The organism is Brevibacterium linens ATCC 9172 (genome assembly GCF_900169165.1).
In the GTDB taxonomy this organism is placed as follows: domain Bacteria; phylum Actinomycetota; class Actinomycetes; order Actinomycetales; family Brevibacteriaceae; genus Brevibacterium; species Brevibacterium linens.
On sequence record NZ_FXYY01000007.1, the window covers coordinates 26196 to 51541 of the forward strand.

Consider the following 25346-nt stretch of genomic DNA (forward strand, 5'->3'; position numbering starts at 1 on the left):
ATGTGCCGACTGCTTTCCATCACAGCAGAGTTGAGGGGAAAGTGGAACAGTTTCCACCGTGTTTAATCAGGAGGCCGCTCGGGCCGCGTCTGTGTGGAAGGTCGGACCTCGCCCACGGGGTCACAAAGTGATATACGTCATAATTGTGTGACTGATTCTACTGTCTGTAGAAAAGCGTATGATCGAGTCATGTCGATCACAGCGATGATACTCAGCGGCGGTCGCTCCCGGCGGTTCGGGGGCGTTCACAAGCCAGGTGTCCGCCTCGGCGGGCAGACGGTGATCTCGCGCATCCTCGGCACCGTCCGACAGGCCGTGCCGGAAGCGGAGGTGTGGGTGGCCGGAACCACTGACGGACTCACGGACGCCGAGGTGGACTCGGTCGGCAGCGTACGGGAGGAGCCCGAGTTCTCGGGCCCTCTGGCCGGAATCGAAGCCGCTTCCCGGGCGATGGATGACTCCGAGGTCACCGTGATCCTGGCCGGGGACATGCCGCTGGTGCGGCCGGACCATCTGCGGGCGCTCATCGTCGCGAGCCGGGAGTCCGGGCAGCCTGCCGCCGGCGTCGATGATCGCGGCAAGCTCCAGTACCTCTGCACCGCGTGGCCGACTGCGCTGCTGCGTCGACGCCTGGCCGATATCGGCCTGACACAGGACAGGGCGGTCAAACTCCTCTTCAGCGGACTCGAGGTCGCACCTGTCGACGTCGACCCCGCGGAGATCGTCGACTTCGACACCCGTGAGGAGTACGAGCGCGTCGCCCGCAGAATCTGGGCCACGGGCGCGGATACGGCAGGCGATCCTCGGGACGGGACTGCGGCGGGTGCCGACGCTCCAGGTGGCGCCAGAGCCGTACCGGAGCAGGTGCTGCGGATGCGGGATCTCGCAGCCGCCGAACTTCCGGAAGGGGCGTGGATGACAGATGACGAGGTCGCGGCCGTGCTCGAGTTCGCTTCGCACGTCAAGCATTCGGACTCATCGCTCAGTCCAGTCGTCGCCGCATTCCTCGCCGGCAGGCTCCACGCTGCGACGAGGGAGGGCGGAGCCTCACTCGCGGAAGCGCTGGCTCATGTGGAGGGGACCCTCACTCGCTCTCAGGGCTGAGCCCGAGCCCGTTCACCAAGCTGTCGACGAAGTCCAGCCCCCGGCGGTCACGGTCCGCGCCGACCACCTGGTCGTCGAGGTCTGCCCCGTCGACGCAGCCGGCGAGGAAAGTTCCGAAGGGTCCTGAGGCCCGGGTCCCCGTCTCGTCGGACCAGCGTGCGCTGGCATCGAGCAGCTCAGCGACGAGCTCGACGGCGGGCTGCGTATCCGGGAGCGGGACTCCCAACGTCTGCGCGGCGGCCGAGAGTTCGGCCGCCATCGCCGCGATGCGGTCCGATGAATAGTCTCTGGGCATCTCGTCCTCCTTGGTCACCGACCCTAGCGCAGGTGTGATGGCGGGCCCGCCGTTTCGACCGTGAATAAGTCCGGCCCGCCTCGGCGAGGGTGTCGGGGCGGGCCGGATACGGCGGTCGTCGGGGGAAGGCGGCGGCCGCCTCGGCGAGGGGATTGATCAGTCGTCGATCTGGGTCTGTTCGACGGCTTCGACGGCCTCCTCGGGGGTCAGGCGGCAGGAGATGCCGACGTAGAAGACGATGATCGAGAAGATCACGGTGACGATCTCGCCGACGATGAAGCCCATGATGTCGAGCCCGCCGCCGTAGTGGCCGATGAGGCTGAGGATGACGAGTCCTGCCATCCACAGGATCATCCACCAACCCGAGCGCATCTTCAGGTCGGGCAGGCGCGACTTGTCCGTGGCGAAGAGGTGGTGGGCAGTCATGACGACATAGCCGATGGCGACGGCGAGGAAGAGCTTCCAGTTCGTCTCCCAGCCTGTCCAGTAGACGATGAGGTTCGCGCAGACGAATCCGATGATCGGCAGCCCGTCACCGCCGGGCAGTTTGAACGGACGTTCCTGTTCAGGCAGCTGACGGCGCAGGGCGGCGCCCACGACGGGGCCGGTGGCAAACGACAGCACAGTTCCCGAGGTGATGAACCCGACGAGCTTGGCCCATGAGGGGAACGGCAGGAACATGATGCACGAGACGATGAAGACCACGAGCAGCGAGATCCAGGGAACGCCGTGCTTGTTGAGCTTGGCCAGTGCGCGCGGTGCGTTGCCGACCTTCGCCTGAGAGTACGACAGGCGTGGAGCCAGTGCAGTGTAGATCAGGCCGGTGTCGGCGGGGGAGATGATCGCATCGCCGTAGAGGATGATCGCCAGCCACACGGCACCCAGCAGGAGCGAGATCTCGGCCAGCGGGCCGGCATCATTCGTGAACGCGAGGTTCGCCCAGCCGTCCTTGAGCAGGTCGGTGGGCAGCGCCCCGATGAACGCGGCCTGCAACAGGATGTAGATGAGGCCGGTGACGAGGATCGTCCCGACGACGGCGAAGGGCACGTTCTTCTGCGGGTTCGTCGTCTCACCGGCGAATTCCACACCCTGACGGAAGCCGAGGTAGGAGAAGACGATGCCTGCGGCAGGCAGCGCAGCAAGGATCGGGGCGACTCCGTTCGGGGCGAAGCCACCGAACTGCTGGGAGGTGAAGTGCCCGGGATTGAACGCCAGCGCGAAGAACACGACGATGACGAGCAGGATGACGGCGAGCTTCCACCACACGAGCACGTTGTTGAACCGCGCGAACAGCGAGACGCCGTAGAGGTTGATGATGCTGAAGACGAGCATAAGTGCGATCGACACTGCGATGCCGGGGCCGGTGAGGACCGCGACGCCGTCGACGGTGTGCATGAGCCAGGGAAGGTAGCTCGAGGCGTACTGCACGGCCGCCATGACCTCGATCGGCACGGTCGCCGCGACCGACAGCCAGGTGATCCAGCCGGAGGTGAAGCTCGCGAAGGATCCGAATGAGAAGTGCGGGAAGCGGATGACGCCGCCGGTGACGGGGAACATGACGCCGAGTTCGGCATAGTTGAGCGCCACGAAGATCATCATCACCGCGCCCAGGCCCCACGAGATCAGCGAGGCGGGGCCGACCATCACCGAGGCGTTGAAGGCACCGAAGAGCCAACCGGATCCGATGATCGAACCGACTCCGGTGAACAGCAGGCCGATTTTGCCGATATCTCTCTTCAGACCTTTGTCATTGCGGACGTCGACCCTCATCGGTCTGCCCGGCCCGGAGGCCGCAGCTCCGGACGTCGGGGGATTCAAAACGGACATCATTGGCCTTTCGATTGTGAATTCAGTTTTCGACTGTTGAAGTGTGCGCCGCTCAAATGGTGATGTCAATGACCTTTTCGGGCTTCAGCGGCCGATTGCGCTTGCGTCTATATACAACCAATGACCAGCGAAGATACTCAGTCTTCCCAGCGATGTCCGGAGCGATTCGGAATTGGATCCAATGGTGTTGTGATTGGTGGGAAAGGGACCGGAATATCGGGGCTGCATGACAAGGGGAAATGACGGATCGGATCCGATCAGCGCATTCATTCACAGAATCTCTTCAGGGCAGATTGGTGCGGAAATGCCGCGAATCGGCCTGATTGCATTTGGGTTGCATTTTCTTGACCGCCCCGCGCGTCGCCGCGGAGGTCTATGCTTCACTGCAGGTCTGAGCTTCACAGCGGGGAACGTTGTGCGGTGGGGCCGCGGTTTCCTGGTCAGGAAGGGGCCGCCTCGGGGAACGTCTTACGGGGCGGGGGAGCCGCCTCGGTGAGGGAACGGTCCGGGAAGGGGAGTCAGGCGATGGTGCATGATCCGGCGCGCAGTGCCGCGATTGCGGCCGAACTGCGCACCCGAATCATCGGCGGACGGCTGCAGCCGGGTGCCCGCATCCGGCAGGAGGAGATCGCTGCCGAATTCGGCGTCAGCCGGATTCCCATCCGCGAAGCTCTGCGCAGCCTGTCCGATGCCGGACTCGTCACTCTCGTGCCGGCGACCGGTGCCTGGGTGACCGAGCTCAGTCTCGAGGAATGCCGCGAGGTGTACCTCATGCGGGAGCGTCTCGAACCGCTGCTGCTGTCCTTGGCGATGCCTGCCCATACTGCTGAATCGCTAGCGGAGTTCGCTCAGCTCGCCGAGGCGGTCGAGGCCGCGGACTCACCCGGTGAGTTCCTCGACCGCGATCGTGACTTCCACCGGGCGATCATGGCCGCCGCCAGAGCGGACCGGCTGCGCGCGACCGTCGACCACCTGTGGAACCTCAGCCATTACTATCGCCGTCGACTGGTCGCTCCGCAGGTGAGTCGTCGCAAAGATGATATCTTCGCCGAGCACCGGATGATCCTGCGTGCGCTCGAGATCCGTGACGCCGAAACCGCCGAGGCGGCCATGTCTGCCCATATCCGGCACACCCGCCTGCTCGCCGAGACGGCCCCGCAGCTCTTCGAGCGCGGCTGAGGTTCAGCCCTGGCGGGCTTTGAATCGGGGATTCTTCTTGTTGATGACATAGACGCGTCCGCGGCGGCGCGCAACCTGTGAACCGGGCTGGGACTTCAACGAACGCAGTGAACGACGAACCTGCATGAGCGTGACTCCTTAATGAGAATGAGTAGCATTAGATTCAATACTATGTTCTCGACCGGAGGGAAGCGAATGCGGGAATCAGGAGAGCGCGGCCGAAGCCCTGTTCTCGACGGAATCGAAGCGATCGCCGTCGTCGGACTCTGCACAAGCGAGCGCAGGCGCTATGCGATGGGGCTGGCCAGGGATCGCGGTTATGTGTTCGTGCCCGCCGAGCAGACTGAGCAGGGCATCGATGCGATCGACCGCCTCGTCGATCTGGTCGGAATGACTGCGGGAGTGCATGGTTTCGTCCTCGAGTACGGCGATGATGCGGACTGCGCGGAGATCATCGGAGCGCTCAGCGCTGCGGAATCGCGGGCCGTGCTCACAGACCTCGTCTGTGTGCTCGACTTGGCCTGCCTGCACAGTGATCTCGAGTCCGAGACTCGCGCCGGAACACTGGTCGGGCAAATCGAATTCGCCTCGACCCTGGCGCTGTTGGCATCCGATGCCTCCGCTTCGACGGGGATCGAGGCGGCTGAATCTTTGGTCGCGCATCTCGCGTCCGAAGCGCAGCGGTTCCTGCTCCGCGATTGAGCCGTGCATGAGCCCGTGTGCTGGCGGTTCGGGCAGAGGCCTCCTGCTGCGGGGTAGACGGCGATACTCAACTCGGAGTTTCGGCCGCAGATGCAGTCCGGTGGTGTCCGCGTGTGCCGTTTCGAACAGCCGCGGCCGTTTCATCCCCGGCGGCTGCAGGCGGTGCTCGAGGCTGCACTCGGGAGGGACTGTTGGGGTCGGATCGTCCGTTCTGCCGGATTCGCCAAACTGGCATCTCGGCCCTATGTGACAGCGCACTGGGATCAGGCGGGCACCCTGCTCACGCTGGCACCGCTGACGGCTGATCCTCTGCCCGGTGATGGTGCCGAGCTGCTGGCGCTCGGCCAGGATCTCGCGTTCATCGGCATCGACCTCGATGAGGCGGGGCTATGTGCAGCGCTCGAGAGCGCGGTCCTCACCGATGCTGAGCTGCTGGACGGGCCGATGGCATGGCTGCAGTACGTTGATGAGTTCCCTGCCTGGGACTCCGCCCGCCGCGGCTGAGCTGGTCTTTTCCGGCTCCAGCTTGGTGAACCTGCAGCAGCTCGGTCCCTGCACCAAGCTGTTGCGGTTTCACCGAGCTGAAGTGCCTTCTGTCGTCACCCGGCTGCGGCTGCCGCCCCGGCAGTCGGCGCACAGGCCGAAGATCTCGAACACGTGATGGGTGACCTCGAAGCCGTTCTTCTCGGCGACCTTGCGCATCCAGTCTTCGCTGGGCGGGTCGATCTCAACAGCGGTGCCGCAGTTCTCGCAGACGAGGTGATGGTGGTGTTCGGTCTGTGAACAAGCGCGGAAGAGCTGGGTCTCGGCAATGGTGATCGTGTCTGCGGCGCCGCCTCTAGCGAGGGCATTGAGCTGCCGGTAGACGGTGGCCAGCCCGACGCTGGCACCTTCGTCTTCGAGCCGGCGGTGAAGCTGTTTGGCAGAGACGAAACGGGTCTCAGTTTCCAGGGCTGAGCGGATGAGGGCCTTTTGTGCAGTGCTGCGCGTCTTCCTTGGGTGTGCGTTCCCAGATGTCTGTGCGCTCATGTCCGTCCCCTCTCTGGCATCGCCGGACCCATTATCGCTCAATCGTGCGAACCGTTCTGCGCACTCGGCCGGTGCGTGCCTCCCATATAAGCACACCATCGCCGAGGCGACCGAAAGAGGCCGTCCCCGCCGGGGTGGGCGAGGACGGCCGTTGTCACCGCGGGTCAGATTTCGAATTCAGCTGACGGGTTGGCCCTCCCGCAGTGCGGTGAGACGTTCGAGAACGGTCTCCGGAACCGCCTCGGCGGGGATCTCAGCGAACAGGACAGATCCGGTGACGGCCGCCTCGGTGCCGGTGAAGATCTCCGGATCTGCGATCGGGATCTCTGTGCTCGGATTGAAGTACAGAGTCTCGTCGTGGCGGTGGCCAAGCAGCACTCCGAAGTGCTCGGTGGTGTTGGTGATCGGCTGGTAGACCGCGGCGGGACAGAGGTGGCTGCGTTCGTCGAAGATGATGCCTTCGATGCCGACCGAAGCGAAGCCGCGGATCCAATCGGCGCCGTATACGGCGGCATTCTCGGCATCATCGTCATCGAACTCGTGTCCGCTGCCCGGCGCGGCAGCCGCATCCGCGGCCAAGAGCAGCGCCTTCGGGGACGGCAGTTGGACGACGACGGGGCTGCGCTGGGTCTCGGCGGCGGTGCGGACGAGGGCCTGAGCGGTTTCACGCAGCTTCTCATCGCTGAGCAGGGCACGCAGAGCGAAGCCCTTGCGGGTCTTCACTGTCATCGCCTCGCGCAGTGCCGAGTTCGATTCGATCTCCTCGGCGAGCATGTCGTCGAGGCGGATGAGCACGATGTCGGATCCGAGCAGCGACTGTATGCTGGAGAGATGGTTGGAGAATGCGGTGGCATCGTGCCAGGGCACGGGCCGATCCTGGAGGATCACGTGCTGAGCGTAGGCGGCGGCGTCGAGGAGCAGTTTGGGCGGACCATCGGTGGTCTCGAGCAGCGCGGTGAGTCGGGCGGACATCATGCTTCCTTTCATCGGTGCGGGGTTGTGAACCGGTGGAACCGGCACCCCTGAATCGGGGTGCCGGTTCCGGGAGGTCCGGCCGGACTCAGGTCCGGTGCTGGGTGACCTCTTCGTAGCGTTCTTCGAGTTCGCGGATGCGTTCCTCGAGTTGGCCGATCTTCACCACGTGCCGGTTGGGCACGGTGATGAGCGGGATCTCATCGACGGTTCCCTCCACCCGCTCGGGGCCGTTGTGGCCCCAGACGGTGGCGTAGAGATGTTCGTCGTTCTCCTGGCCCCAGGAGCCGAAGTACGGCACATCTGCCGGTGGTTCCTCCTTGACGAATTCCTTGACGAACTCGGCGTAGGGCTTGGATCGCTTCAGTCGTGCCTGACGCTCGGCGTCACGCATCCGCTGCGTCTCTTCGGCGTCGACGGCGAAGGTCTCCGGATCCCAGGCCACCTGGTAGATGTCCCGGGCGACGCGGTCGGAGATCCGGTCGAGGCGCAGATCCTCCAAGACGTTCTCCGGATCGCGTTCGAGCACATCTCCGTAGCCGCCGCCGGCACCCTGGGCGATCATGTACAGCTCGCCTTCCTGCGCGACGTCGAACTGCAGACCCATGTGGTAGGTCTGGTATTTCCCGCCTTCGAAGGGCTGCTCGTTCATCACCCGTTCCATCGAGAGGTCGAACTGCGAAGGGTCCTTCTTCACGATGTCGAAGATGTTGATGCCCTTGACCATCGCCAGCGGGTAGGTCGGGCAGCCGTAGCCGCCGAACAGTCCGGCCACGGAGGAGAAACTCGCACCGGAGGTCACTGTCATGAAGCCCCAGTTCGGTGTGTTCCGTGCGGCGACGATCATTTCGTAGCCCATGCCTCCGCGGAACTTGCCGAAACCCTGGTTGTCGCGCACCACGCGCTTGCTCACCAGTTGGAGGAACGGCACTTCCTCCTCCATGACTTCCTGTTCACCGGTGTCGGCCATTGCGCAGAACAGAGGAGCCACGGCATCCTCACCGTCCTGGAAGGGCTTTGCGCCGCCGCTCATTCCGTTGAGGTCAGCACACAGGTTGCCGACCTGTTCGCTATGCTGCGTGGTTCCACCCCAGAGGAAGTTGTTGATCTGGTTGAACCAGGGGGCGAGCACGTTCGCATACTTCTCCGTGACAGAGAACTGGAGCTTCGCATAGGCGATCTGCAGGGCGCTGAAGGCGCGGAACGAAGCCTGCAGGTTCTGCCCGGTCGGAGCATCGTAGCTGCAGTCGGCCCAGGTGCCTTCGTCGGAGATGACCTCGATGGGAGACAGGGCTCCGGTCGAACGCGGCAGGTCCGGCCACCAGTAGGACAGGATCGCCTGGGACAGGAACGCCTTCGTCGATGCCAACGGTGAGTTGATCGCCCGGTTGATGATCTCCGGTCCGGTGCCCCGCAGATCGACGATGAGCCGGTCGCCATTGACGGTGACCTTCGCGGCGAACTTGATGAGGATGTTCTCCTTCAGCGTCGAGTCGACGAACTGGTTGACCGTCACCGTGCCGTCGGGCATTTCGGTGATGCGACGGCGCACTTCCTCTTCGACGTCCTCGACGGTCATCCGGATCGAACCCACGAAGGTCTCGACTCCGAACTCTTCGATCGACTGATCGACGATGTCCATCACGCGTTTGACAGCACCCATCTTCACCTTGATGTCGGCGAGCATGAGCTTCGGGTCGCGGGTGGAGTGCTGGAGGAAGGTGAGGAGGTCGCGGCGCAGCTTGCCGCGCTCGACGATCTTCATCGGGGAGCCGCGCAGACCGTCGTCGAAGGGCGTCTCCGAGCCGGACGGCATACCGCCGGGCTCACAAGCACCGTTCTCGCCTTCATGGATCGTCGCACCGACCCAGGCGATGACCTCGCCTTCGCGCATCACCGGCACGAGCATCGACTGGTCAGTGTTGTGGACCATGCCGAAGCGCGCATCGTTGTGGAAGAAGCCGTCACCGGGGTTGATGCCGACCGTCGGCTCATCCTTCCAGTACTTCATGATGTGGCGGATCGGGTGGTGGAGAACAGCGGAGAACGCGATGACTCCGCGGTTCGACATATAGGCGACATCGCCGGAGGCCGTGTACACAGCAACGGAGAGGTCGGCCCACTTCGCGCCGGGTGCAGCACCCATGCTCTCGCACATCTCGAACGCTTCGTCCAGCGCTCCGGCCAAGCGCCGGCGGATCCGATCGGCGACCAGCGGGTCGAGGTCGTTGGCGAGGATCCGCGTCTCGAGCGGGGTGCGCTCGGCGATGCTGTGCTCACGCATGATCTCCGGATCAGGGCCTAAGAACAGCGTCGTATCGTTCATGAACGCATTGACCCATTCCTGCTCCTCAGCGGTGAGGTGCGTCTCCGGAGTCGGGTGCGAGTGTGTGTGGGCGATCTGTGGTGAATCTGTAGTCGTCATTGTCCTGCTCCTTTACTCGACAAGTGCTGACGAGGTGTCCGAATCGGCCGAGCTCTGCGATGAGCCCGAACCTTGGGAGGCCGAAGCGAAGTCGGCGGGAGAGCTGCTCAGCGTCGATTCGCTGAGCAGCCAGACGGCGCCCTGCGGCGTCGGCTCGATGCGCCAGCCGTGTTCGACGAGGTAGGTCGTGTTGTCCGTGGTGATGACGGCGGGTCCGTGCACGACATAGTCGGCGCTCAGAGCGCTGGCGTCGTAGATCGGAGTATCGACCGGGTCGTCGTGGCCGACGAAGTGCACGAGGCGACGTTCGACGGGTTCGGGTGTGCTGCGCTGACCGCCGTACTCGAGGTCGTCGAAGTTCACGACCTCACCTTCGATGTACGAAGCCACGCGTACCGTCTGCACCCGGACACCCGCCTCGGGGGCCTGTGTGCCTTCACCGTAGCGATCCCCGTAGATCTCGGAGAACTTGCGGATAACGCCGAGCACATCACCGACGTTCTCGATGCGGTTGATGTCGAAGGACACCGCCGTGGTGACGAGCTGGTTGCCGTAGCGCATGTCCATCTCCAGACGGTGCTTGACCTTGTCACCGTCGTAGCCCTGCCGCACGAGGTCCTCACGGCCGCGGCGTTCGAGCTCCTCGACGTAGCCGTTGAACCGCTCGTACTCATCGAACAGCGACCGCCCGATCGGTTCGTAGAGCACGATGTAGGCGCTGCGTTCGTGGATGTGCAGCGGGTTGAGGTTGCTGGCGCCGAGGGCGGAGAACACCGAGGCGAACGGCGGGAAGAGGATCCGCGAGATTCCGGCACGGGAAGCGATTCCGCAGGCGTGGAGAGGACCGTTGCCGCCGTAGGCGACCATTGTGTAGTCCTCGACAGTGCCGCCGCGCGAACGCAGCTCCATCTCGATGCCGATGGCCATCTGCTCGTCAACGGTGCGCTTGATGACCTTGGCTGCATCGACGGGTTCGAGGTCGAGCTCATCGCAGAGCGCTTCTTCGATCGCGAACGTTGACCGTTTCGGGCTGAGCTTGATGAAGCCGTTGGCGTAGTTGTCCGGGTCGAGGTAGCCGAGTACCAGGTCGGCATCGGTGACGGTCGGGCGCAGTCCGCCGCGGTCATAGCAGGCGGGACCGGGATCCGAACCGGCTGATTCGGGTCCGACCACCACAGACTTGTGGATCCGGTCGTAGGAGGCGATCGAACCGCCGCCTGAACCGAGGGTGTTGAGGTGGATCATCGGTACGGACACGAGCCAGCGTCCGATCGTGGGCTGGAAGTCGTAGTGTTGGACTCCGCCTTCGGGCACGAGCCCGATGTCGAAGGAAGTTCCGCCCATGTCCATCGAGACAACGTCGCCGATGCCGGTGGACTCCGACAGGTGCTGTGCCCCGCCGACCCCGGCGATCGGACCCGAGTGGATCGTCTGCAGCGCGTCGGTCGAGTTCGATTGCGCCATTCCACCGGAGTTGTGGATGACGAGCATCGGCTTCTCGTAGCCGGACTCCCGGAGGTTCGCCGAGAGCTGGTTGAGCGCGTGGAACATCGTCTCGTGGAGGAAGGCGTCGATGATCGTCGAGTTCGCGCGGACGTATTCGCCCTTGCGTCCGGAGACGTCGCTGCTGAGCAGGACGGGGATCGAGCCGAGCTCGTGAGCCGGGTAGTCCTCGAGGATCATTTCGAGGATCTGCTGTTCGTGTGCGGGATTCTCAGTCGCGTTCGTCAGCGCCACGACGATCGCCTCGGCGCCGTTGTCGACGAGTTCACGGACCTGTTTGCGCACGTCATCGGCTTGGACGGCGACGAGGACTTCACCGACGGAGTCGACGCGTTCCTTCACCGACCGCACCATGTCCCTGGGCACGAGTGGGGCCGGACGTGCGGCGTCGGCCATATCGCCCTGTTTCTGCGGGTCGAGACCGGCTCCGTAGCCCTTCGACCGGGAGATGTGGATCGTGTCTTCGAAGCCGTGGGTGACGATCGCAGCCACACGTGGACCTTTGGCCTCGATGAGGGCGTTGGTGCCTAGCGTAGTCGCGTAGCGGACCGAGTCGACTTCCTTGAGCACGTCCTCACGGGTCAGGCCGGCCGCCTCGCAGGCGTTGTCGAGTGCCGAGTTGAACCCGAGCGCGAGGTTGTGATGGGTGGTCAGTGCCTTGGACTCGATGTAGTGCTCGTCCCAGGCGAAGAAGCAGTCCGTGAAGGTACCGCCGATGTCTACTGATATGCGTTTCATGTCGAGTCTCCGGTTCAGCTCTGTGCGGCCGGGGCAGTGGCCGCCTCGTCGTAGCGTGGACGCAGGTCGGCGAGGGCGTTCTCGTCGGGTCCGTAGTTGATGACATCGACGGCGTTCTCACCGAAGCGAGCCCATCGTTCCTTGAGGGAGTCGATGTCCCAGATCATGTCGACCGTCGGCGGGTGGCCGGGCGGCAGGTACTCCGCTTCGATCTGCGTTCCGCAGCCCGGGCAGCAGTATTCGAGGATCCGGCAGAATCCCGGGTCGGGCGAGAAGGTGTATTTGTACTTCGTCGGGTCGATGTGCGGGGAGTGGATCTCCTCGGGGTTGCGGTCGTAGACCAGCGTGCCTTCCTTGTAGTTCCCCCGTGCATCGCCGAGGTCGTGAGCGCAGACGCGGCACTGCCAGCGTTCGCTCTCGAGGTCGATGTAGAGGTATTCCGTCATCGGGACTTTCATTGCACTGTTTCCTTCCAGTTCGTCATTGAATGGGTCTGCGGAATTGATGAGCGCCGAGGCGGCCCTCCGTGACCGCCCAGATGGCCCTGCGATCGGGGCCAGGTCAGGCGCGGTCGTTGAGCAGGAGGTCGCCGGTATCGGAGACGACGAACTCCCAGTCCTCGGGCACCCGGGCGGTGAAGAACGGGCCTTCGATGATCGCCGGTCCCACGCCTGCGGCGTTGGGCGCTTGATCTTCGAGGACGACGACCGGGACGTCCGTGCGCTGACCGTTCGTGCCGAGCACCGTGCGGGTCGACTCGGCGACCGCCTTCTCTCCGCCGGTCGGCAGGGTGGTATTGAGCTCGGGGTGCGGAAGCGCGTGCCGGGCGTCGAGTTCGAGGAAGGTCCGCTGGCCCTCGCCGAGGCGGCCGGCATCGGGCAGGCCCTGATCGGCTGAGTGCCGGGCGCCTTCGCTGCCGTCAGCGTTTTCGACGATGAGGCTCCAGGTCAGGGTGCAGTCTTCGAGCGCATACCCTTCCTGGTACATGTAGCGTTCGGCGCGGTCGAGGAAGTCCTTGCGGATCTCTTCGACTGCTGCCTCGTCCAGTCCGGTGACATCGGCTTCGAAGTTCTGTCCGATATCGGAGAAGCTGATGCCGTAGGCGGAGAACACAGACGCAAGCCGGGGCACGAGCACCTGCTTGACGCCGGCCGCGCGAGCGGCCAGGCAGGCGCTCATCGGTCCGCCGCCGCCGAAGGCAGCCAGCGTCGTCGAACCGTCGGGGCGCACCTGGTCGGCGAACGCTTCGGCGATCTTCGTTGCGTGGGCCTTCTCCAACTCCAGCAGCGCCTCGTCGAGGGAGACTCCCAGCGGTTCGGCGATGTTCTTCTCGATGACCTGCTTCGCGCGTTCGGGGTCGAGCCGCATCGCACCGTTGAGGTAGGTCTCGGGGTCGAGGATGCCCATGAGCAGATTGACGTCGGTGATGGTCGCTTCCTGACCGCCGAAGCCGAAGCAGGCGGGTCCGGGGGCGGCACCGACACTGTCGGGACCGACCTTGATCTGTCCGTCGACGACGCGGAAGATCGAGCTGCCGCCGACGCCCTTGGACTGGACATCGCTGAGTTCGAAAGAGATCGGGACTCCGCTGACTCGGCCGCGACGGTCGGTGGCGATGCGCAAGTCTTCGACGGCGCCGACGTCGGTCGTAGTGCCGCCGACATCAATCATGAGCACATGCGGGATTCCGTAGGCTTCGGCCAGGGCGCGGGTGCCTTCCAATCCACCGCGTGGACCCGAGGAGTAGGTCTTGAGCGCCACGGACTTCGCCACACGGGAACTCGCTCCGTCGTTGCGGTAGATAAGCAGAGGGTTCTTGACCTTCTGCGCCCGCAGACGGTGTTCGGCGCTGTAGAGGAAACGTTCGAGTGTGGGGTGGAGGAACGAGTTGAGGATCGCCGACCACAGGCGCCGGCTGCGCAGCGAGTCTGCGGCGAACTCCCACGAGAAGAGCACTGGCACCGAGCCGAGCAGGTGACGGGGGAAGCGGCGGAGGAAGATGCGCTTGACCTCCTTCTCCTTGGCCTGGTCGGAGGCCGCGACGACGAGTCGTTCGGCACCGGCCGTGGTCAGGGTGTTGACCGCTTGGACGACGACCGAATCGAGGGCCGTGGCATCCTCGGTGGCATCGATGACGGAGACCCGGTCGCCGACGAGTTCGTCGAACAGCTCCGAGGTGGTCTCGTCGAAGCGGATCTGGTCGCGGAAGTCCTTGTCATCGGTGAGGATACCGATGGCTGGTCCCTTGCGTTCAACGAGGGCGTTCGTGCCCTGTGTCGAGGAATAGCGGATGATATCGGTCTTCTGCAGCAGAGGGGCCGGGTCGTTCGAACCGGTGACTTCCTCGGCCGCCTGCTTGATGCCGTTGAAGAAGCACTCGGAGAGGTCGGTCGGGGTCGTCAGGGTCTTCGTATAGAAGATCCCTTCCTCTCCGGCGACACACACATCCGTGAGTGTGCCTCCGTTGTCGATGTTGATCAGGTAGTCCATTGAACTCCTCCTTGAGTTGAGCGGATCGCCGAGACGATGCTTACCGGTCTGGCCTTGAGGCCGCCTCGGTGACATTGAATCTAGCGACGGTCCAGGAGGGGCCCGCAAGCCGCCCAGGGGGAGGGTTGGCACGGACCACCCGGGGTGGTTGAGGGGCACAGGGGGTGGCCGGCGGGCGGTCTCACGATAGGATTCGTCGCAAGCACAGACGTACACGCCCAGACGTACGTGCCGATTCGACCACGCTGGAGTGCCTCGATGATCCATATGCCGCCGACTGCTTCTACCCGGTTCCGGCCACCCACCCCGGTGGGGCGCTGGCTGACGCGTCCGCGCATGGACGCGCTCATCGACCAGGTCGAACTGCGTCGCCTCACCCTCATCCACGCCCCTGCTGGATTCGGGAAATCGACCGTGGCGGCACAATGGGCGGACGAGCTGTCCCGCCGCGGCAACAAGACGATGTGGTTCTCACTCGACGACGATGACAACCGCACACCGTGGTTCCTCGGGCACCTCCTCGAATGCCTCCGCCCTATTCACCCCGACCTGGATGAGAGCATCTTCCAGATACTCGAAGAACGCCCCGAAGACGCCGAACGCTTCGTCGTCCCGCTCATCATCAATGTCGTCCACCAGGCCGAATTCCGCACCGTCGTTGTCCTTGACGACTGGCATGTCATCGATGATGAACGGACCCAACGGGCCTTGGCCCGACTGCTTGAGGACTCAGGTGACAAGCTCGGACTCCTCGTCACCAGTCGAACGGCAACGGGACTGCCGCTGACATCCCTGCGCGTCCACGACCAGGTCGTTGAGATCAGCCCGGAGACACTGCGCTTCGATGAGCGGGAGGCACGCCAGTTCCTCGTTGATGTCAAAGGCCTCGACCTCAGCAGCACCGAGCTGACTGCACTCCATACGAAGACCGAAGGGTGGATCGCAGCCCTGCAGCTGACATCGTTGTCTCTGCAGAAGGACTCCGATGTCACCGGACTGCTCGACAGTCTGGCCGACCGTCAGCACGGGATCAGCGATTATCTTGCGGAGAACGTCCTCGACCGTCTTGACCCCAAACTGTTGAAGTTCCTGCTCTTCACCTCGGTCCTCGACCGGGTGAATCCGGAGCTGGCCACCCTGCTCACAGGAGAGCCGCAATCTGAGCTGAGACTTGAGCAGGTGCTCTTCGGAGACCTCTTCCTCCAACGTCTCGACGATTCGGGCACGTGGTATCGCTACCATCATCTGTTCCGGGACTTCCTGCGGCAGCGTCTCGAACGCGACCATCCGGAGAAGGTCGCTGAACTCCATTCACTGGCCGCTCACTGGTTCCACACCGAAGGCATTTTCTCCTCTGCCGTCGACCATGCGCTGCTTGCCGACGAAGCCTCCTTCGCGGCCTCCGTCGTCGAGGAGCAGGCGCTGCGGCTCGTCGAACATTCGCGGATGACGACTCTGCTCGCGCTTGTTGAGAAGCTGCCACATGATGAGATCAGATCCCGGTCCTGGCTGCAGCTGGCCATCGCGTGGGCCCACTGTCTCCTCCATTTCCCCGATGAGGCCTTTGCCTCCCTCGACCTCCTTGCCGAGGCGGCAGCTGCCGATCCGCGGCTCACCGCGGCCGATCGGTTCCGGATCACGCATGAATCCCTCGTCGTGCGCGAATGCGTGGCGATGTACCGGGATCGGGTGCCGGAGGACCAGCAGCTGCGCCGAGAAGTGCTCGAAGAGGCCGAACGCCTCCATCCATGGACGGTGTCCGTGGCTGCCAATGTCGTCACCTTCTTCGATATCCACCGCGGCCGTGGGGCGGAGGCAGAGCGCCTGCAGCAGTGGGCACATCAATACCACCGGCAGGTCGTCGGCAGCTTCAGCGAGGTCTACGGCGACTGCTTCGCCGGACTCATCGCCTTCCACAACCTCGAAATCGCCTTGGCTCAGCACCATTGGACGAACGCGTTCCGCACCGCCTGCGAACGTTCGGGGCGGCAGTCGCATGCGGCACGGCTGTCGCTGGGGCTCGTGGGCAAACTCCTCTACCACCGGGGTGAGGGAGACCGTGCCGAAGAGCTGCTCGAAGAAGCGCTGCAGCTGGGACAGCGGGCCGGAGTCGTTGACTTCATGTTTCCTGTCTACGAGTCCTTGGCGAATATCCGTGCTGGTCGCAATGACTTACAGGGTGCGTGGGACATCCTCGAGCAGGGTGAGCAGGCAGGACTGTCTCTGTCTCTGCCGCGGCTGTGGTCTCGAATGGTGACGACGAAGCAGCGCCTGGGTTTTGAGACCAGGCGACCGACGAACCCCTTCGACGCGGCAGATGATCACACCGATGACCAGTCGGCCGGAGATCGGTACGTGATGGATCGGCAACGTGCAGAATTCGAGGGCGAACTCCTCCGCTTCGACCTGGCCCGAATCCTCCATGACGCTGATGGTGACGCTCTGGCGAGACTCGGACCGTATGTCGAGGTATTGTTCGCAGAGTCGCAGGGTCAGGGAAACCGCTTCCAGGCGCTGCGTGACCAGATTCTCTGGGCGTCGGCACTCGAAGCGTGCGGACAGACCGATCAGGCGGAGGAGACGATGCACGACGTGATCCCGGACTGCCAGGCCAGCGGGCTGAGCCAGCCGCTGCTCGAAGGCGGACCGCTGATACGCCAGATAGCAGCACGGCTCATCGCCGATCCGGAATCTTGGTGCCTGCGTCAACGGACTCTTGACTGGATGACGGAGGTGTTCGACTCCAACAGCCCCCTGCGGGCGAACCTCGGAACAGCAGTGGCCGCAGGTGTGGCCGGTGCCAGCAGAACTTGGGGAACCGGACCAGATGAGTTCGACGTCCTCGCTGCGGTGCCGAAGCGGTCGATCTCCTTGAGCGAGCGGGAACGCGATATCCTCCGCCTCGTCGACGCGGGGTATACGAATCGGGAGATCGCCGGACGGCTGTACATCGGCCAGAACACGGTGAAGTGGTATCTGCGCAAGCTCTACCGCATGCTCGGGGTGTCCTCGCGCGAAGACTGTGTGCAGCGTGCGAAGAATCTGCAGGTGCTCCACTGATATCCCGCACCATCCCTCAGACGAACCGCGCAGTGGGCAGGTCGTCCCGAGCCAAGCGCAGACCCGCGATCCCGGTCATCCTGCTCACCGGCTACCTCGGTGCCGGAAAGACGAGCCTGCTCAACCACCTCCTGCGCCATCCGGATGCTCGCATCGGCGTCATCGTCAACGACTTCGGCGACCTCAACATCGACGCGGGACTCGTCGTCGGCCAGGTCGACGAACCGCTGTCGATCTCCGGCGGCTGCGTGTGCTGCCTGACGGATGACTCCGAACTCGAGGACGCCCTCGTCGCCATGACGAACCCCAAGCTCCGGCTGGACGCGATCATCGTCGAGGCCAGCGGATTCGCCGAACCCCTGACTCTGGCCCGCATGATCACGCGCATGGGCCATCACCGCTTCCACCTCGGCGGGGTCATCGACGTCGTCGACGCGACCATGTACTTCGACACCGTCGACACCTCGAGTCTGCCGCCGCTGCGCTTCGCGGCAACGACATTGGTGCTGGTCAACAAGCTCGACCAGCTTCCGGCCGCCGACCGTGACGCCACGGTCGAAGCCGTCCGCGCCCGCGTCCACGAACGCAATCCCCGCGTCATCGTCATCGGCACCCACCACGCCCGCCTCGACCCCACCCTCATCTTCGACCCGGGCGAAGGAGAGCGAGACCCCCGCCGAGACGGCTCCGACGTCGGCGAGGACCCGATCCAACCCGAACTGCCGATCCGGGAACTGCTGCGTCAGGCCTACGCCGAGGCGGCAGTCGACGAGATCGGTGACGACGAGGTCGATGCGGAATCCATGCCACACCGCCACGCCCAGTCCGTGACCGTCACCGGCAGCGGCCCTGTCGATCCGGATGCGGTGATGGATTTCGTCGAGGACCTCCCGTCCGGGGTGTACCGGGTAAAAGGCACCGTGCGCGTGGCCGCGGGCTCCGGTCAGCGCGACTTCGTCGTGCAGGCGGTCGGCCCGAACGTCTACGTCGCCGAGGCCGCCCGACCCGCACCGAAGGCTCCGTCCTCGAACGTGGGAGACGGTGAGGGGCCGGATGCCGACAGCGTCCTCGTCGCCATCGGAGAGGACTTCGACACCGAGGCGGCCGAAGCCACTCTGACCGCCGCCCTCAACAGCGACGCCGCCGGAGGCCTGGATGTCGCGGCACCAGGCAGTGACCGCTCCGAACGCCTCCTCCACCACGTCCGCCTCCACACGTAGTTACTACCTCACGGCGGCCCAGCACCCGCGCGAGGGGTTGCGGGGCCGCCGTGAGGTAGTACGGGGAGTGGCAATCCTCCGGTTTCCCTCCGTGTTTCCTAAGGGTGGTCTGGAGGTCAACACCCGTGCCGGGAACCTGTGACCGCTTCTAGGGTCGAAACGTGATCCGCCGAACGGGCATGATCGACCTGCCGGGAACAGCAGTGAGAATCATCCTTTTGGGGGACACCGTTGACTACTTTCGGGCGATCCGCTGAGGCGCTGCGCTTGGAAGACTGACTGGAGCACCCTGCTCACACCCCCGAGCCCGGAGGAACCCCGTGCACCTGATCACCCGGATGAGTCTGAAGAACCGCCTCATCGTCGGATTGCTCACCCTCGTGATCGCCGTCTTCGGCATTGTCGCGACCACCTCACTCAACCAGGAGACGATGCCCTCGGTCGACCTGCCCGGCACCTCGGTGCAGGCCACCGTCCCCGGAGCCTCCCCGGAGGTGATCGAGGAGACCGTCACCAAACCTCTCGAGACCGCGCTCGACGGGGTCGGAGAGCTCGAATCGGTGACCACCTCCACCTCGTCGGGGATGATGACCGCCGAGGTGACCTGGCCCTTCGGCAAGGACTCCGAAGAGATGACCGACGCCGTCCGCTCCGCCGTCGACGGAGTGAAGTCCGACCTGCCCGCCGATGCGGAAGCCGAGGTGCTGTCGTATCAGATGGATGAGGTCCCGGTGACGATGTTCGCCGTCTCCGGCGGGGACTCCGCCACCCTCGGTGACCGTCTTGAGACCGACCTCGTCCCCGAACTCCGCGCCCTCGACGGAGTCTCGAGCGTTGAGGTCACCGGCCAGGACGAGCGGCGAGTCTCCATCACGTTCCGACCCGAGGATGTGGCGGAGAAGAACGTCGTCGAATCCTCCGTTCCCGACGAGCTCGAAGCCGCCGGCACCGTCGTTCCCGCCGGCCAGAGCTCACAGGGCGACACATCGATGGCCGTCGAAGTCGGCACCGAGGTCGACGCTGTCGAGCAGATCGAGAAGACGCCGCTGCGCACCGCAGACGGCACGGTGCTGCTGGGCGAGGTCGCCGACGTCGACCTCGACGCGGTCGAGAAGACCTCCCTGTCCCGCGCCGACGGCAAAGATTCCGTGACTGTGTCGGTGACCAAAGACCAGGACGCCAATGTCGTCGATGTCTCCCACAAGGTCGCCGACACCCTCGAAAAGGTCGGCCCGAAACTCGGTGAGGACACGCAGTTCTCGACGATCTTCGATCAGGCTCCGGAGATCGAGAAGTCGATCCACGACCTCTCCGTCGAAGGCGGACTCGGCCTGATCTTCGCGATCTTCGTCATCCTCGCCTTCCTCGGCTCGTTCCGTTCGACCATCGTCGCCGCGATCTCGATCCCGATGTCGCTGCTCATCGCGATGATCGGCCTCATGGTCGGCGACTACACGCTGAACATCCTCACCTTGGGTGCCCTGACGATCGCCGTCGGCCGAGTCGTCGACGACTCCATCGTCGTCATCGAGAACATCCGCCGACGCCAGGGCACGACCGACCTGACGGTCGAGGACATCGTCGCCAGCGTCAAGCAGGTCGCCGGTGCCATTACCGCCTCGACTCTGACCACCGTCGCCGTGTTCCTGCCCATCGCGTTCGTCGACGGCATCGCCGGACAGCTGTTCCGGCCCTTCTCCGTCACCGTGTCCTTGGCACTGCTGGCCTCCCTCGTCGTGGCGCTGACGATCGTCCCCGTGTTCAGCTACTGGGTCCTGCGCCGCAGCCCCAAACCGCTCTCGCCCAAACGGCAAGCCGCCACCGACCGCAGCTATGAGCTGTGGGCGGCCAAGCAGCACCGCCGCTCGGTGGCCCGAGCCGAACGCCGCCAGAAGGCGATCGAGAAGAAGAACGCCAAACGCGCGGCCAAGGGCAAGGACCCGCTGCCGGACGCGACCGTCGAACCCGTCGTCGCTCCCGCACCCGGAAACGGTGAGGCCTCCGGCCGAGTCGATCGCCTCCAGCAGCGCAGCCTGCCGGCGGTCATCTCGGCCCTGCACCACCCCTGGAGGACCATCGCCTTCTCCGTCGTCATCTTCGTTGTCACGATGATGTGCGCGACCTTCCTCAAGACGGACCTGCTCGGATCGGCCGGGCAGAACTCCGTGTACATCACGCAGACCCTCCCCGCCGGCGCTTCGCTCGAAGCTGGTGACAAGGCCGCGAAGCGCGTGGAAGCCGTGCTCGGCGATGATCCGGACGTCGACACCTACTCGACGACGGTCAACGGCCCGGAATCCGGAGCGGAGAACCAGTTCAACGTCACCCTGGCCGAAGACTCCGAGGCCGAGGTCGCGACGAACCGCCTCCGCACCCAACTCGACGACCTCGGGAAGGACGCGGGCGAGATCGACGTCCAGGACGCCGGCGGCTCCGTCAGCGAGGACGTCGAGGTCACCCTTTCGGGCACCGACCTGGGTGCGCTGCGAAAGGCTGCCGACGAGGTGACGAAGAAGATGGCGGACACCGACGGCGTACAGTCCGCCCGCAACGACCTCGCCGCCGATCAGCCGGTCATCGAGGTCGACGTCGATCGGGAGAAAGCCGCCGACTACGGATTCAGCCAGGCTGAGGTCGGGCAGGCCATCGCCGCGGCCCTCCACGGTGTCGAGGCCGGCACCATCACCCTCAATGGCCAGGAGCGCGACATCACCCTCGCTCCGACTCATCCGGATGCGACCCCGGACGAGATCCGTGCTCTCGAACTGCCCGTCACCGAGGTGCAGACGCAGAACGCACAGGAAGATGCGACGGACCGGGTCGAGGAGAAGACCGATGCCCGCGCCGAGGAGGCCAAGCGCAAGGCCGCAGACGAATCGGCCGAGCAGCTCGAATCCGCTCGCGAGGCCCGTGACGATGCCGCCGACCAGCTCGAAGAGGCCCGCAGGGCCCTGCGCGATGCCGAGAACCCGCCGCCAGCACCGAGCCCCGGCGATATGGCGGCCGACCAAGTGGAGCAGGCTCGCGAAGGTGTCGAGCAAGCCGAGAAGGGACTGAAGGAAGCCAACGACGCAATCGACGACCTCATCGACGTCCAGCGTGAACAGGAGCAGACCCAGGAGGAGGAACAGGCTCTTGCCGATGAGCAGGCCGCCATTCCCGACATCAAGGGTGAGCCGATCACCGTCGATGAGATCGCGGAGGTGAAGAAGACCGAGACTCCGGCCACGATCGACCGCGCCGACGGGGAACGGAAGGTCACCGTGTTCGCGACCCCGTCCAGCGGCCAGCTCGAAACGGTCACCGCTGCGGCCACCGACCTGACCGAGACCATGGATCTGCCCGACGGAGTCAGCTTCGACGTCGGCGGTGCCAGCCAGGAGCAGGCGGAGTCATTCGGTCAGCTCGGAATGGCGATGGCAGTGGCGATTGTGCTCGTCTTCCTCGTCATGATCGCGACCTTCCGCAGCTTCGTCCAGCCGCTCATCCTGCTCGTGTCGATCCCATTCGCCGCGACCGGAGCTGTGCTCCTTCTACTGGCGACCGGCACACCCCTGGGCATCCCCTCGCTCATCGGTCTGCTCATGCTCATCGGCATCGTCGTGACGAATGCGATTGTGCTCATCGACCTCATCAACAAGCTGCGTGAGGACGGACTCGAGCTCATGGACGCGATCGTCCACGGCACCCGACTGCGCCTGCGCCCGATCCTCATGACCGCTGCCGCGACGATCTTCGCACTCGTGCCGATGTCGCTGGGACTCACCGGCGGGGGAGTGTTCATCTCGCAGCCCCCGGCGATCGTCGTCATCGGCGGCCTCACCTCATCGACGGTGCTCACGCTCATCCTCGTCCCCGCCCTCTACCTCCTTGTCGAACGACGCAAGGAGATCCGAGCGGCGCACAAGGAGCAGAAGCGCGCCAAGCGACAGGCGGAGGACGAGGCGAGGATCGAAGAGGAGACCTCCGAGGTGGCCCTGCACTCCAACGACCACTGAACCCCCAACTACTACCTGACGGCGGCCCAGCAACCTCGCGCAAGGTTGCTGGGCCGCCGTCAGGTAGCAATTGGGGTGGGTTAGGTTTCGGAGAGGCCGGGGAGGCGTGAAGCGGCGAAGCGGATGTGCTCTTCGGTGAGAGCCGCGGCATCTTCGGCGCGACCAGCAGTGATGGCGTCCATGATCCGGTGATGCTGGGACTGCAGCGTCGCCATCAGCGCCTGCTGGTCGTCGACGCGGCTGAATGAGGAGAAGATCGACTTCCGCAGAGAAGTGCGGATGGCCCCGGTGAGGTCGGAGAACAGCTGATTGCCCGCCGCCTGGGCGATGGCGACGTGGAAAGCGGTGTCCGCGTCGTTGAAAGTCTCCAAGCTGATCCCGGGAGTGTCCATCATCGCCAGCTGCGCATTGACCTCGGCCAGCGCGTCCTTATCGGCACGGGTCGCCGCGAGGACCGCGCTCGAGCGTTCGAGCTGGATGCGCGTCTCAGTCACGTCGTCGATGCTGAAGTTCGTGAGCGCGACGTGGAGGCGGAGGAACCGGGTGAGTGCAGCCGATGGCATCGCGGCGATGAACGTGCCAGCGCCGCGGCCGGATCCGCCCGAGGACCGGACGACGCCGAGGCTGTCGAGCACGCGCAGCGCCTCGCGCACACTGGTGCGACTGACGCCGAGCTTCGTCGCCAGGTCGCGTTCGGCAGGCAGAGGGTCTCCGACCCCCAGCGAACCGGTCATGATCTGCTCTTCGACGGCATCGATGACGAGCTCATAGGTGCTCGCACGGTTCACGGGTTTCCATTCGGGACCGTCGGCCGCCTCGGCGCTGACTGTCTGTTCCGGGCGGACCTCGTTCGTGTCATCGTTCATGGTCGTCTCCACCGCGCCATCATGTCATGCCTCTCTGCGCACTGCTCGTGGGCGTGACCGGAGCCGCTGCCGGATGGACAGTTGACGCAGATCACACCCTCGTCCTATGCTCAGATTAATGGTCTGACCTCATAAAGGCCATACTGAAAATTTTGATCGTTCGAGTTCGGAGCGCGTTCACAGGGGAACGGACCCGATGTGGGCAGGCCCGGCCGATTTGGAGAAGCCATGTACACACCTGAAATCGCGCCGGTGGCCGACAGCCTTCTGTGGTCGTCTCTGCTGGCGATCCTGCCGCTGCTGACGATCTTCGTCACCCTCGGCGCACTCAAATGGAAGGCCCATTGGGCCGGACTGACCGCCGTCGGTGTCGCTCTCATCGTCGCGATCGCCGCCTACGGAATGCCCGTCGGGCTCGCTGCGCTCTCGGCGACACAGGGGTTCGCCTTCGGACTGTTTCCGATCATGTGGATCGTCATCACCGCGATCTGGCTCTACGAACTCACCGTGCGCTCGGGCCACTTCGAGGACTTGCGGTTGGTCATCAACGTCATCTCCGATGACCCGCGCATCCAGGCCATCATCGTCGCCTTCTGCTTCGGCGGCCTCCTCGAAGCGCTCGCCGGATTCGGCGCCCCGGTGGCGATCACCGGTGTCATGCTCGTCGCCGTCGGCTTCACCGCTATGCGAGCTGCCGTCGTCGTCCTCGTTGCCAACACCGCTCCCGTGGCCTTCGGCGCCATCGCCATCCCGATCATCACCGCCGGCACTCTGACGGGAATCGACTACCAGGACATCGGCGCCATGGTCGGCCACCAGACCCCGTTCCTCGCCGCGGTCGTGCCGCTCTTCCTCGTCCTGCTCGTCGACGGGCGCCGCGGGCTCCGCCAGATCTGGCCTCTGGCCCTCGTCGTGGGCATCGCCTTCGGCCTCGCGCAGTACGTTTCGGCCACATTCCTCTCCGTCGAACTCACCGACATCATCGCTTCCCTGGTCGGCCTCGCCGCCGTCGTCATCATGCTCCGGTTCTGGAAGCCGAAGGGCGGTCAGGACGCACTCGACCGCATGGCCGACGAGCGCGAACACGAAGGCGCCGCCGCCCCTAGCGCCGGCAGCGCTTCTGCAGCTGTGGCCACCGATGTGATGAAGGAGACCGCACCGCTGACAGGGGCCCGGGTGTTCCTTGCGCTCTTCCCATACCTGCTGGTGATCGTCATCTTCTCCGTGGCCAAGCTCGTGCCTGCGCTGAACAACTGGCTGGCCTCGACCGATGTGAAGATCCCCTGGCCCGGACTGGATGGGAACATCCTCAACGCCGCCGGCGAAGTCTCGACGAGCACGGTCTACAACTTCCAATGGCTGTCTTCCCCTGGCACCCTGCTGCTCATTTCCGGTATCATCGTCGCGATCGTGTACAAGATGTCGGCGAAAGACGCCGTCGATGTCTTCATCGTCAACGTTGTGAAGATGAAATTCTCGATCCTCACCGTCGGATCGGTTCTCGCGCTGGCCTATGTCATGAACCTCTCGGGCCAGACGATCACCATCGGCACCTGGATCGCCGGCACCGGAGCCTTCTTTGCCTTCCTCTCGCCGATCCTGGGCTGGCTGGGCACTGCTGTCACCGGTTCGGACACCTCGGCGAATGCACTGTTCGCCACTCTGCAGCAGACCGCCGCGCACGAGGCTGGACTCAATCCGCTGCTGCTCGTCGGCGCCAACAGCTCAGGCGGTGTCCTCGGCAAGATGGTCAGCCCGCAGAACCTCACCATCGCGGCCACCGCCGTCGGTCTGCTCGGCAAGGAGTCCTCGATCCTCCGCCGCGTCATCGGCTGGTCGTTGGGCATGCTCGTCGCTATGTGTCTGCTCGTCGGACTCCAGTCGACGGTGCTGTCCTGGATGGTGCCCGGCTCGTGAGTCCGTGCGGCGCCGTCTCGT

18 protein-coding genes are annotated in these 25346 nt (G+C 64.6%); 8 read left to right on the forward strand and 10 right to left on the reverse strand.

Annotated elements, in window-relative coordinates; translation table 11 throughout:
* Nucleotides 1–189: 189 nt before the first annotated feature.
* Nucleotides 190–1104, forward strand: coding sequence for a molybdenum cofactor guanylyltransferase (locus BLIN9172_RS07425; RefSeq protein ID WP_101554487.1), 915 nt, complete (start codon nt 190–192; stop codon nt 1102–1104).
* On the opposite strand, the gene BLIN9172_RS07430 is transcribed toward BLIN9172_RS07425, so the two are convergent.
* Both BLIN9172_RS07430 and BLIN9172_RS07435 read right to left on the reverse strand, forming a co-directional pair.
* Nucleotides 1085–1399: a hypothetical protein gene (locus BLIN9172_RS07430; RefSeq protein WP_101554488.1), complete on the reverse strand. Its 315-nt coding sequence runs from the start codon at nt 1397–1399 to the stop codon at nt 1085–1087. The two genes, BLIN9172_RS07425 and BLIN9172_RS07430, sit on opposite strands and share 20 nt — an antisense overlap.
* A gap of 156 nt (nt 1400–1555) precedes the next feature.
* Nucleotides 1556–3226, reverse strand: a complete 1671-nt coding sequence (locus BLIN9172_RS07435; protein WP_205751072.1) for an APC family permease — start codon at nt 3224–3226, stop codon at nt 1556–1558.
* A gap of 525 nt (nt 3227–3751) precedes the next feature.
* Between BLIN9172_RS07435 and BLIN9172_RS07440 the strand changes: the two genes are divergently transcribed.
* Nucleotides 3752–4405, forward strand: a complete 654-nt coding sequence (locus BLIN9172_RS07440) for a GntR family transcriptional regulator (RefSeq protein WP_170286942.1) — start codon at nt 3752–3754, stop codon at nt 4403–4405.
* Nucleotides 4406–4408: 3 nt separating this feature from the next.
* Here the strand turns inward: BLIN9172_RS07440 and ykgO are convergent, their stop codons facing one another.
* On the reverse strand, nt 4409–4531 hold the full coding sequence (gene ykgO / locus BLIN9172_RS07445; protein ID WP_098730823.1) for a type B 50S ribosomal protein L36: 123 nt from the start codon (nt 4529–4531) through the stop codon (nt 4409–4411).
* 45 nt (nt 4532–4576) lie between these two features.
* Between ykgO and BLIN9172_RS07450 the strand changes: the two genes are divergently transcribed.
* Both BLIN9172_RS07450 and BLIN9172_RS07455 read left to right on the forward strand, forming a co-directional pair.
* A complete protein-coding gene (locus BLIN9172_RS07450) occupies nt 4577–5107 on the forward strand; it encodes a CobW family GTP-binding protein (RefSeq protein WP_101554490.1) in 531 nt (176 codons plus the stop codon).
* A gap of 90 nt (nt 5108–5197) precedes the next feature.
* On the forward strand, nt 5198–5611 hold the full coding sequence (locus BLIN9172_RS07455) for a CobW C-terminal domain-containing protein (protein ID WP_101554491.1): 414 nt from the start codon (nt 5198–5200) through the stop codon (nt 5609–5611).
* Nucleotides 5612–5680: 69 nt separating this feature from the next.
* On the opposite strand, the gene BLIN9172_RS07460 is transcribed toward BLIN9172_RS07455, so the two are convergent.
* The 6 genes from BLIN9172_RS07460 to BLIN9172_RS07485 all read right to left on the reverse strand — a co-directional run bounded on the left by BLIN9172_RS07460 (nt 5681) and on the right by BLIN9172_RS07485 (nt 14264).
* Entirely contained in the window at nt 5681–6136 is a 456-nt protein-coding gene (locus BLIN9172_RS07460; RefSeq protein WP_101554492.1) for a Fur family transcriptional regulator, read from the reverse strand.
* Nucleotides 6137–6313: 177 nt separating this feature from the next.
* Nucleotides 6314–7108 (reverse strand): hypothetical protein, encoded by a 795-nt coding sequence (locus tag BLIN9172_RS07465; protein ID WP_101554493.1) that lies wholly within the window; start codon nt 7106–7108, stop codon nt 6314–6316.
* Nucleotides 7109–7196: 88 nt separating this feature from the next.
* Nucleotides 7197–9533 (reverse strand): hydantoinase B/oxoprolinase family protein, encoded by a 2337-nt coding sequence (locus BLIN9172_RS07470; RefSeq protein WP_101554494.1) that lies wholly within the window; start codon nt 9531–9533, stop codon nt 7197–7199.
* Between the two features lie 12 nt (nt 9534–9545).
* Nucleotides 9546–11774, reverse strand: coding sequence for a hydantoinase/oxoprolinase family protein (locus BLIN9172_RS07475; protein ID WP_101554495.1), 2229 nt, complete (start codon nt 11772–11774; stop codon nt 9546–9548).
* 14 nt (nt 11775–11788) lie between these two features.
* Nucleotides 11789–12232, reverse strand: coding sequence for an acetone carboxylase subunit gamma (locus tag BLIN9172_RS07480; RefSeq protein WP_098730830.1), 444 nt, complete (start codon nt 12230–12232; stop codon nt 11789–11791).
* A 103-nt stretch (nt 12233–12335) separates the two neighbouring features.
* Nucleotides 12336–14264 carry a hydantoinase/oxoprolinase family protein gene (locus tag BLIN9172_RS07485; RefSeq protein ID WP_101554496.1) on the reverse strand — a complete coding sequence of 643 codons (1929 nt, stop codon included), beginning with the start codon at nt 14262–14264 and terminating at the stop codon, nt 12336–12338.
* A 258-nt stretch (nt 14265–14522) separates the two neighbouring features.
* Here BLIN9172_RS07485 and BLIN9172_RS07490 point away from each other — a divergent pair, with 258 nt between their 5' ends.
* The 3 genes from BLIN9172_RS07490 to BLIN9172_RS07500 all read left to right on the forward strand — a co-directional run bounded on the left by BLIN9172_RS07490 (nt 14523) and on the right by BLIN9172_RS07500 (nt 22542).
* Nucleotides 14523–17324: a LuxR family transcriptional regulator gene (locus BLIN9172_RS07490; protein ID WP_101554497.1), complete on the forward strand. Its 2802-nt coding sequence runs from the start codon at nt 14523–14525 to the stop codon at nt 17322–17324.
* Between the two features lie 32 nt (nt 17325–17356).
* On the forward strand, nt 17357–18544 hold the full coding sequence (locus tag BLIN9172_RS07495; protein WP_205751055.1) for a CobW family GTP-binding protein: 1188 nt from the start codon (nt 17357–17359) through the stop codon (nt 18542–18544).
* Nucleotides 18545–18882: 338 nt separating this feature from the next.
* Nucleotides 18883–22542 carry an efflux RND transporter permease subunit gene (locus BLIN9172_RS07500; RefSeq protein ID WP_101554575.1) on the forward strand — a complete coding sequence of 1220 codons (3660 nt, stop codon included), beginning with the start codon at nt 18883–18885 and terminating at the stop codon, nt 22540–22542.
* Nucleotides 22543–22622: 80 nt separating this feature from the next.
* On the opposite strand, the gene BLIN9172_RS07505 is transcribed toward BLIN9172_RS07500, so the two are convergent.
* Nucleotides 22623–23408, reverse strand: coding sequence for a FadR/GntR family transcriptional regulator (locus tag BLIN9172_RS07505; RefSeq protein WP_101554576.1), 786 nt, complete (start codon nt 23406–23408; stop codon nt 22623–22625).
* A gap of 228 nt (nt 23409–23636) precedes the next feature.
* On the opposite strand from BLIN9172_RS07505, the gene BLIN9172_RS07510 reads away from it, so the two are divergent.
* A complete protein-coding gene (locus BLIN9172_RS07510) occupies nt 23637–25325 on the forward strand; it encodes an L-lactate permease (RefSeq protein ID WP_101554498.1) in 1689 nt (562 codons plus the stop codon).
* Nucleotides 25326–25346: the final 21 nt, after the last annotated feature.

What these genes read in the sequence shown, in the direction of transcription:
- BLIN9172_RS07425 (WP_101554487.1), top strand. Translation starts at nt 190, where the DNA reads ATGTCGATCACAGCGATGATACTCAGCGGCGGTCGCTCCCGGCGGTTC.
- BLIN9172_RS07430 (WP_101554488.1), bottom strand. Translation starts at nt 1,399, where the DNA reads ATGCCCAGAGACTATTCATCGGACCGCATCGCGGCGATGGCGGCCGAA.
- BLIN9172_RS07435 (WP_205751072.1), bottom strand. Translation starts at nt 3,226, where the DNA reads ATGTCCGTTTTGAATCCCCCGACGTCCGGAGCTGCGGCCTCCGGGCCG.
- BLIN9172_RS07440 (WP_170286942.1), top strand. Translation starts at nt 3,752, where the DNA reads ATGGTGCATGATCCGGCGCGCAGTGCCGCGATTGCGGCCGAACTGCGC.
- ykgO (WP_098730823.1), bottom strand. Translation starts at nt 4,531, where the DNA reads ATGCAGGTTCGTCGTTCACTGCGTTCGTTGAAGTCCCAGCCCGGTTCA.
- BLIN9172_RS07450 (WP_101554490.1), top strand. Translation starts at nt 4,577, where the DNA reads ATGTTCTCGACCGGAGGGAAGCGAATGCGGGAATCAGGAGAGCGCGGC.
- BLIN9172_RS07455 (WP_101554491.1), top strand. Translation starts at nt 5,198, where the DNA reads ATGCAGTCCGGTGGTGTCCGCGTGTGCCGTTTCGAACAGCCGCGGCCG.
- BLIN9172_RS07460 (WP_101554492.1), bottom strand. Translation starts at nt 6,136, where the DNA reads ATGAGCGCACAGACATCTGGGAACGCACACCCAAGGAAGACGCGCAGC.
- BLIN9172_RS07465 (WP_101554493.1), bottom strand. Translation starts at nt 7,108, where the DNA reads ATGTCCGCCCGACTCACCGCGCTGCTCGAGACCACCGATGGTCCGCCC.
- BLIN9172_RS07470 (WP_101554494.1), bottom strand. Translation starts at nt 9,533, where the DNA reads ATGACGACTACAGATTCACCACAGATCGCCCACACACACTCGCACCCG.
- BLIN9172_RS07475 (WP_101554495.1), bottom strand. Translation starts at nt 11,774, where the DNA reads ATGAAACGCATATCAGTAGACATCGGCGGTACCTTCACGGACTGCTTC.
- BLIN9172_RS07480 (WP_098730830.1), bottom strand. Translation starts at nt 12,232, where the DNA reads ATGAAAGTCCCGATGACGGAATACCTCTACATCGACCTCGAGAGCGAA.
- BLIN9172_RS07485 (WP_101554496.1), bottom strand. Translation starts at nt 14,264, where the DNA reads ATGGACTACCTGATCAACATCGACAACGGAGGCACACTCACGGATGTG.
- BLIN9172_RS07490 (WP_101554497.1), top strand. Translation starts at nt 14,523, where the DNA reads ATGATCCATATGCCGCCGACTGCTTCTACCCGGTTCCGGCCACCCACC.
- BLIN9172_RS07500 (WP_101554575.1), top strand. Translation starts at nt 18,883, where the DNA reads ATGAGTCTGAAGAACCGCCTCATCGTCGGATTGCTCACCCTCGTGATC.
- BLIN9172_RS07505 (WP_101554576.1), bottom strand. Translation starts at nt 23,408, where the DNA reads ATGAACGATGACACGAACGAGGTCCGCCCGGAACAGACAGTCAGCGCC.
- BLIN9172_RS07510 (WP_101554498.1), top strand. Translation starts at nt 23,637, where the DNA reads ATGTACACACCTGAAATCGCGCCGGTGGCCGACAGCCTTCTGTGGTCG.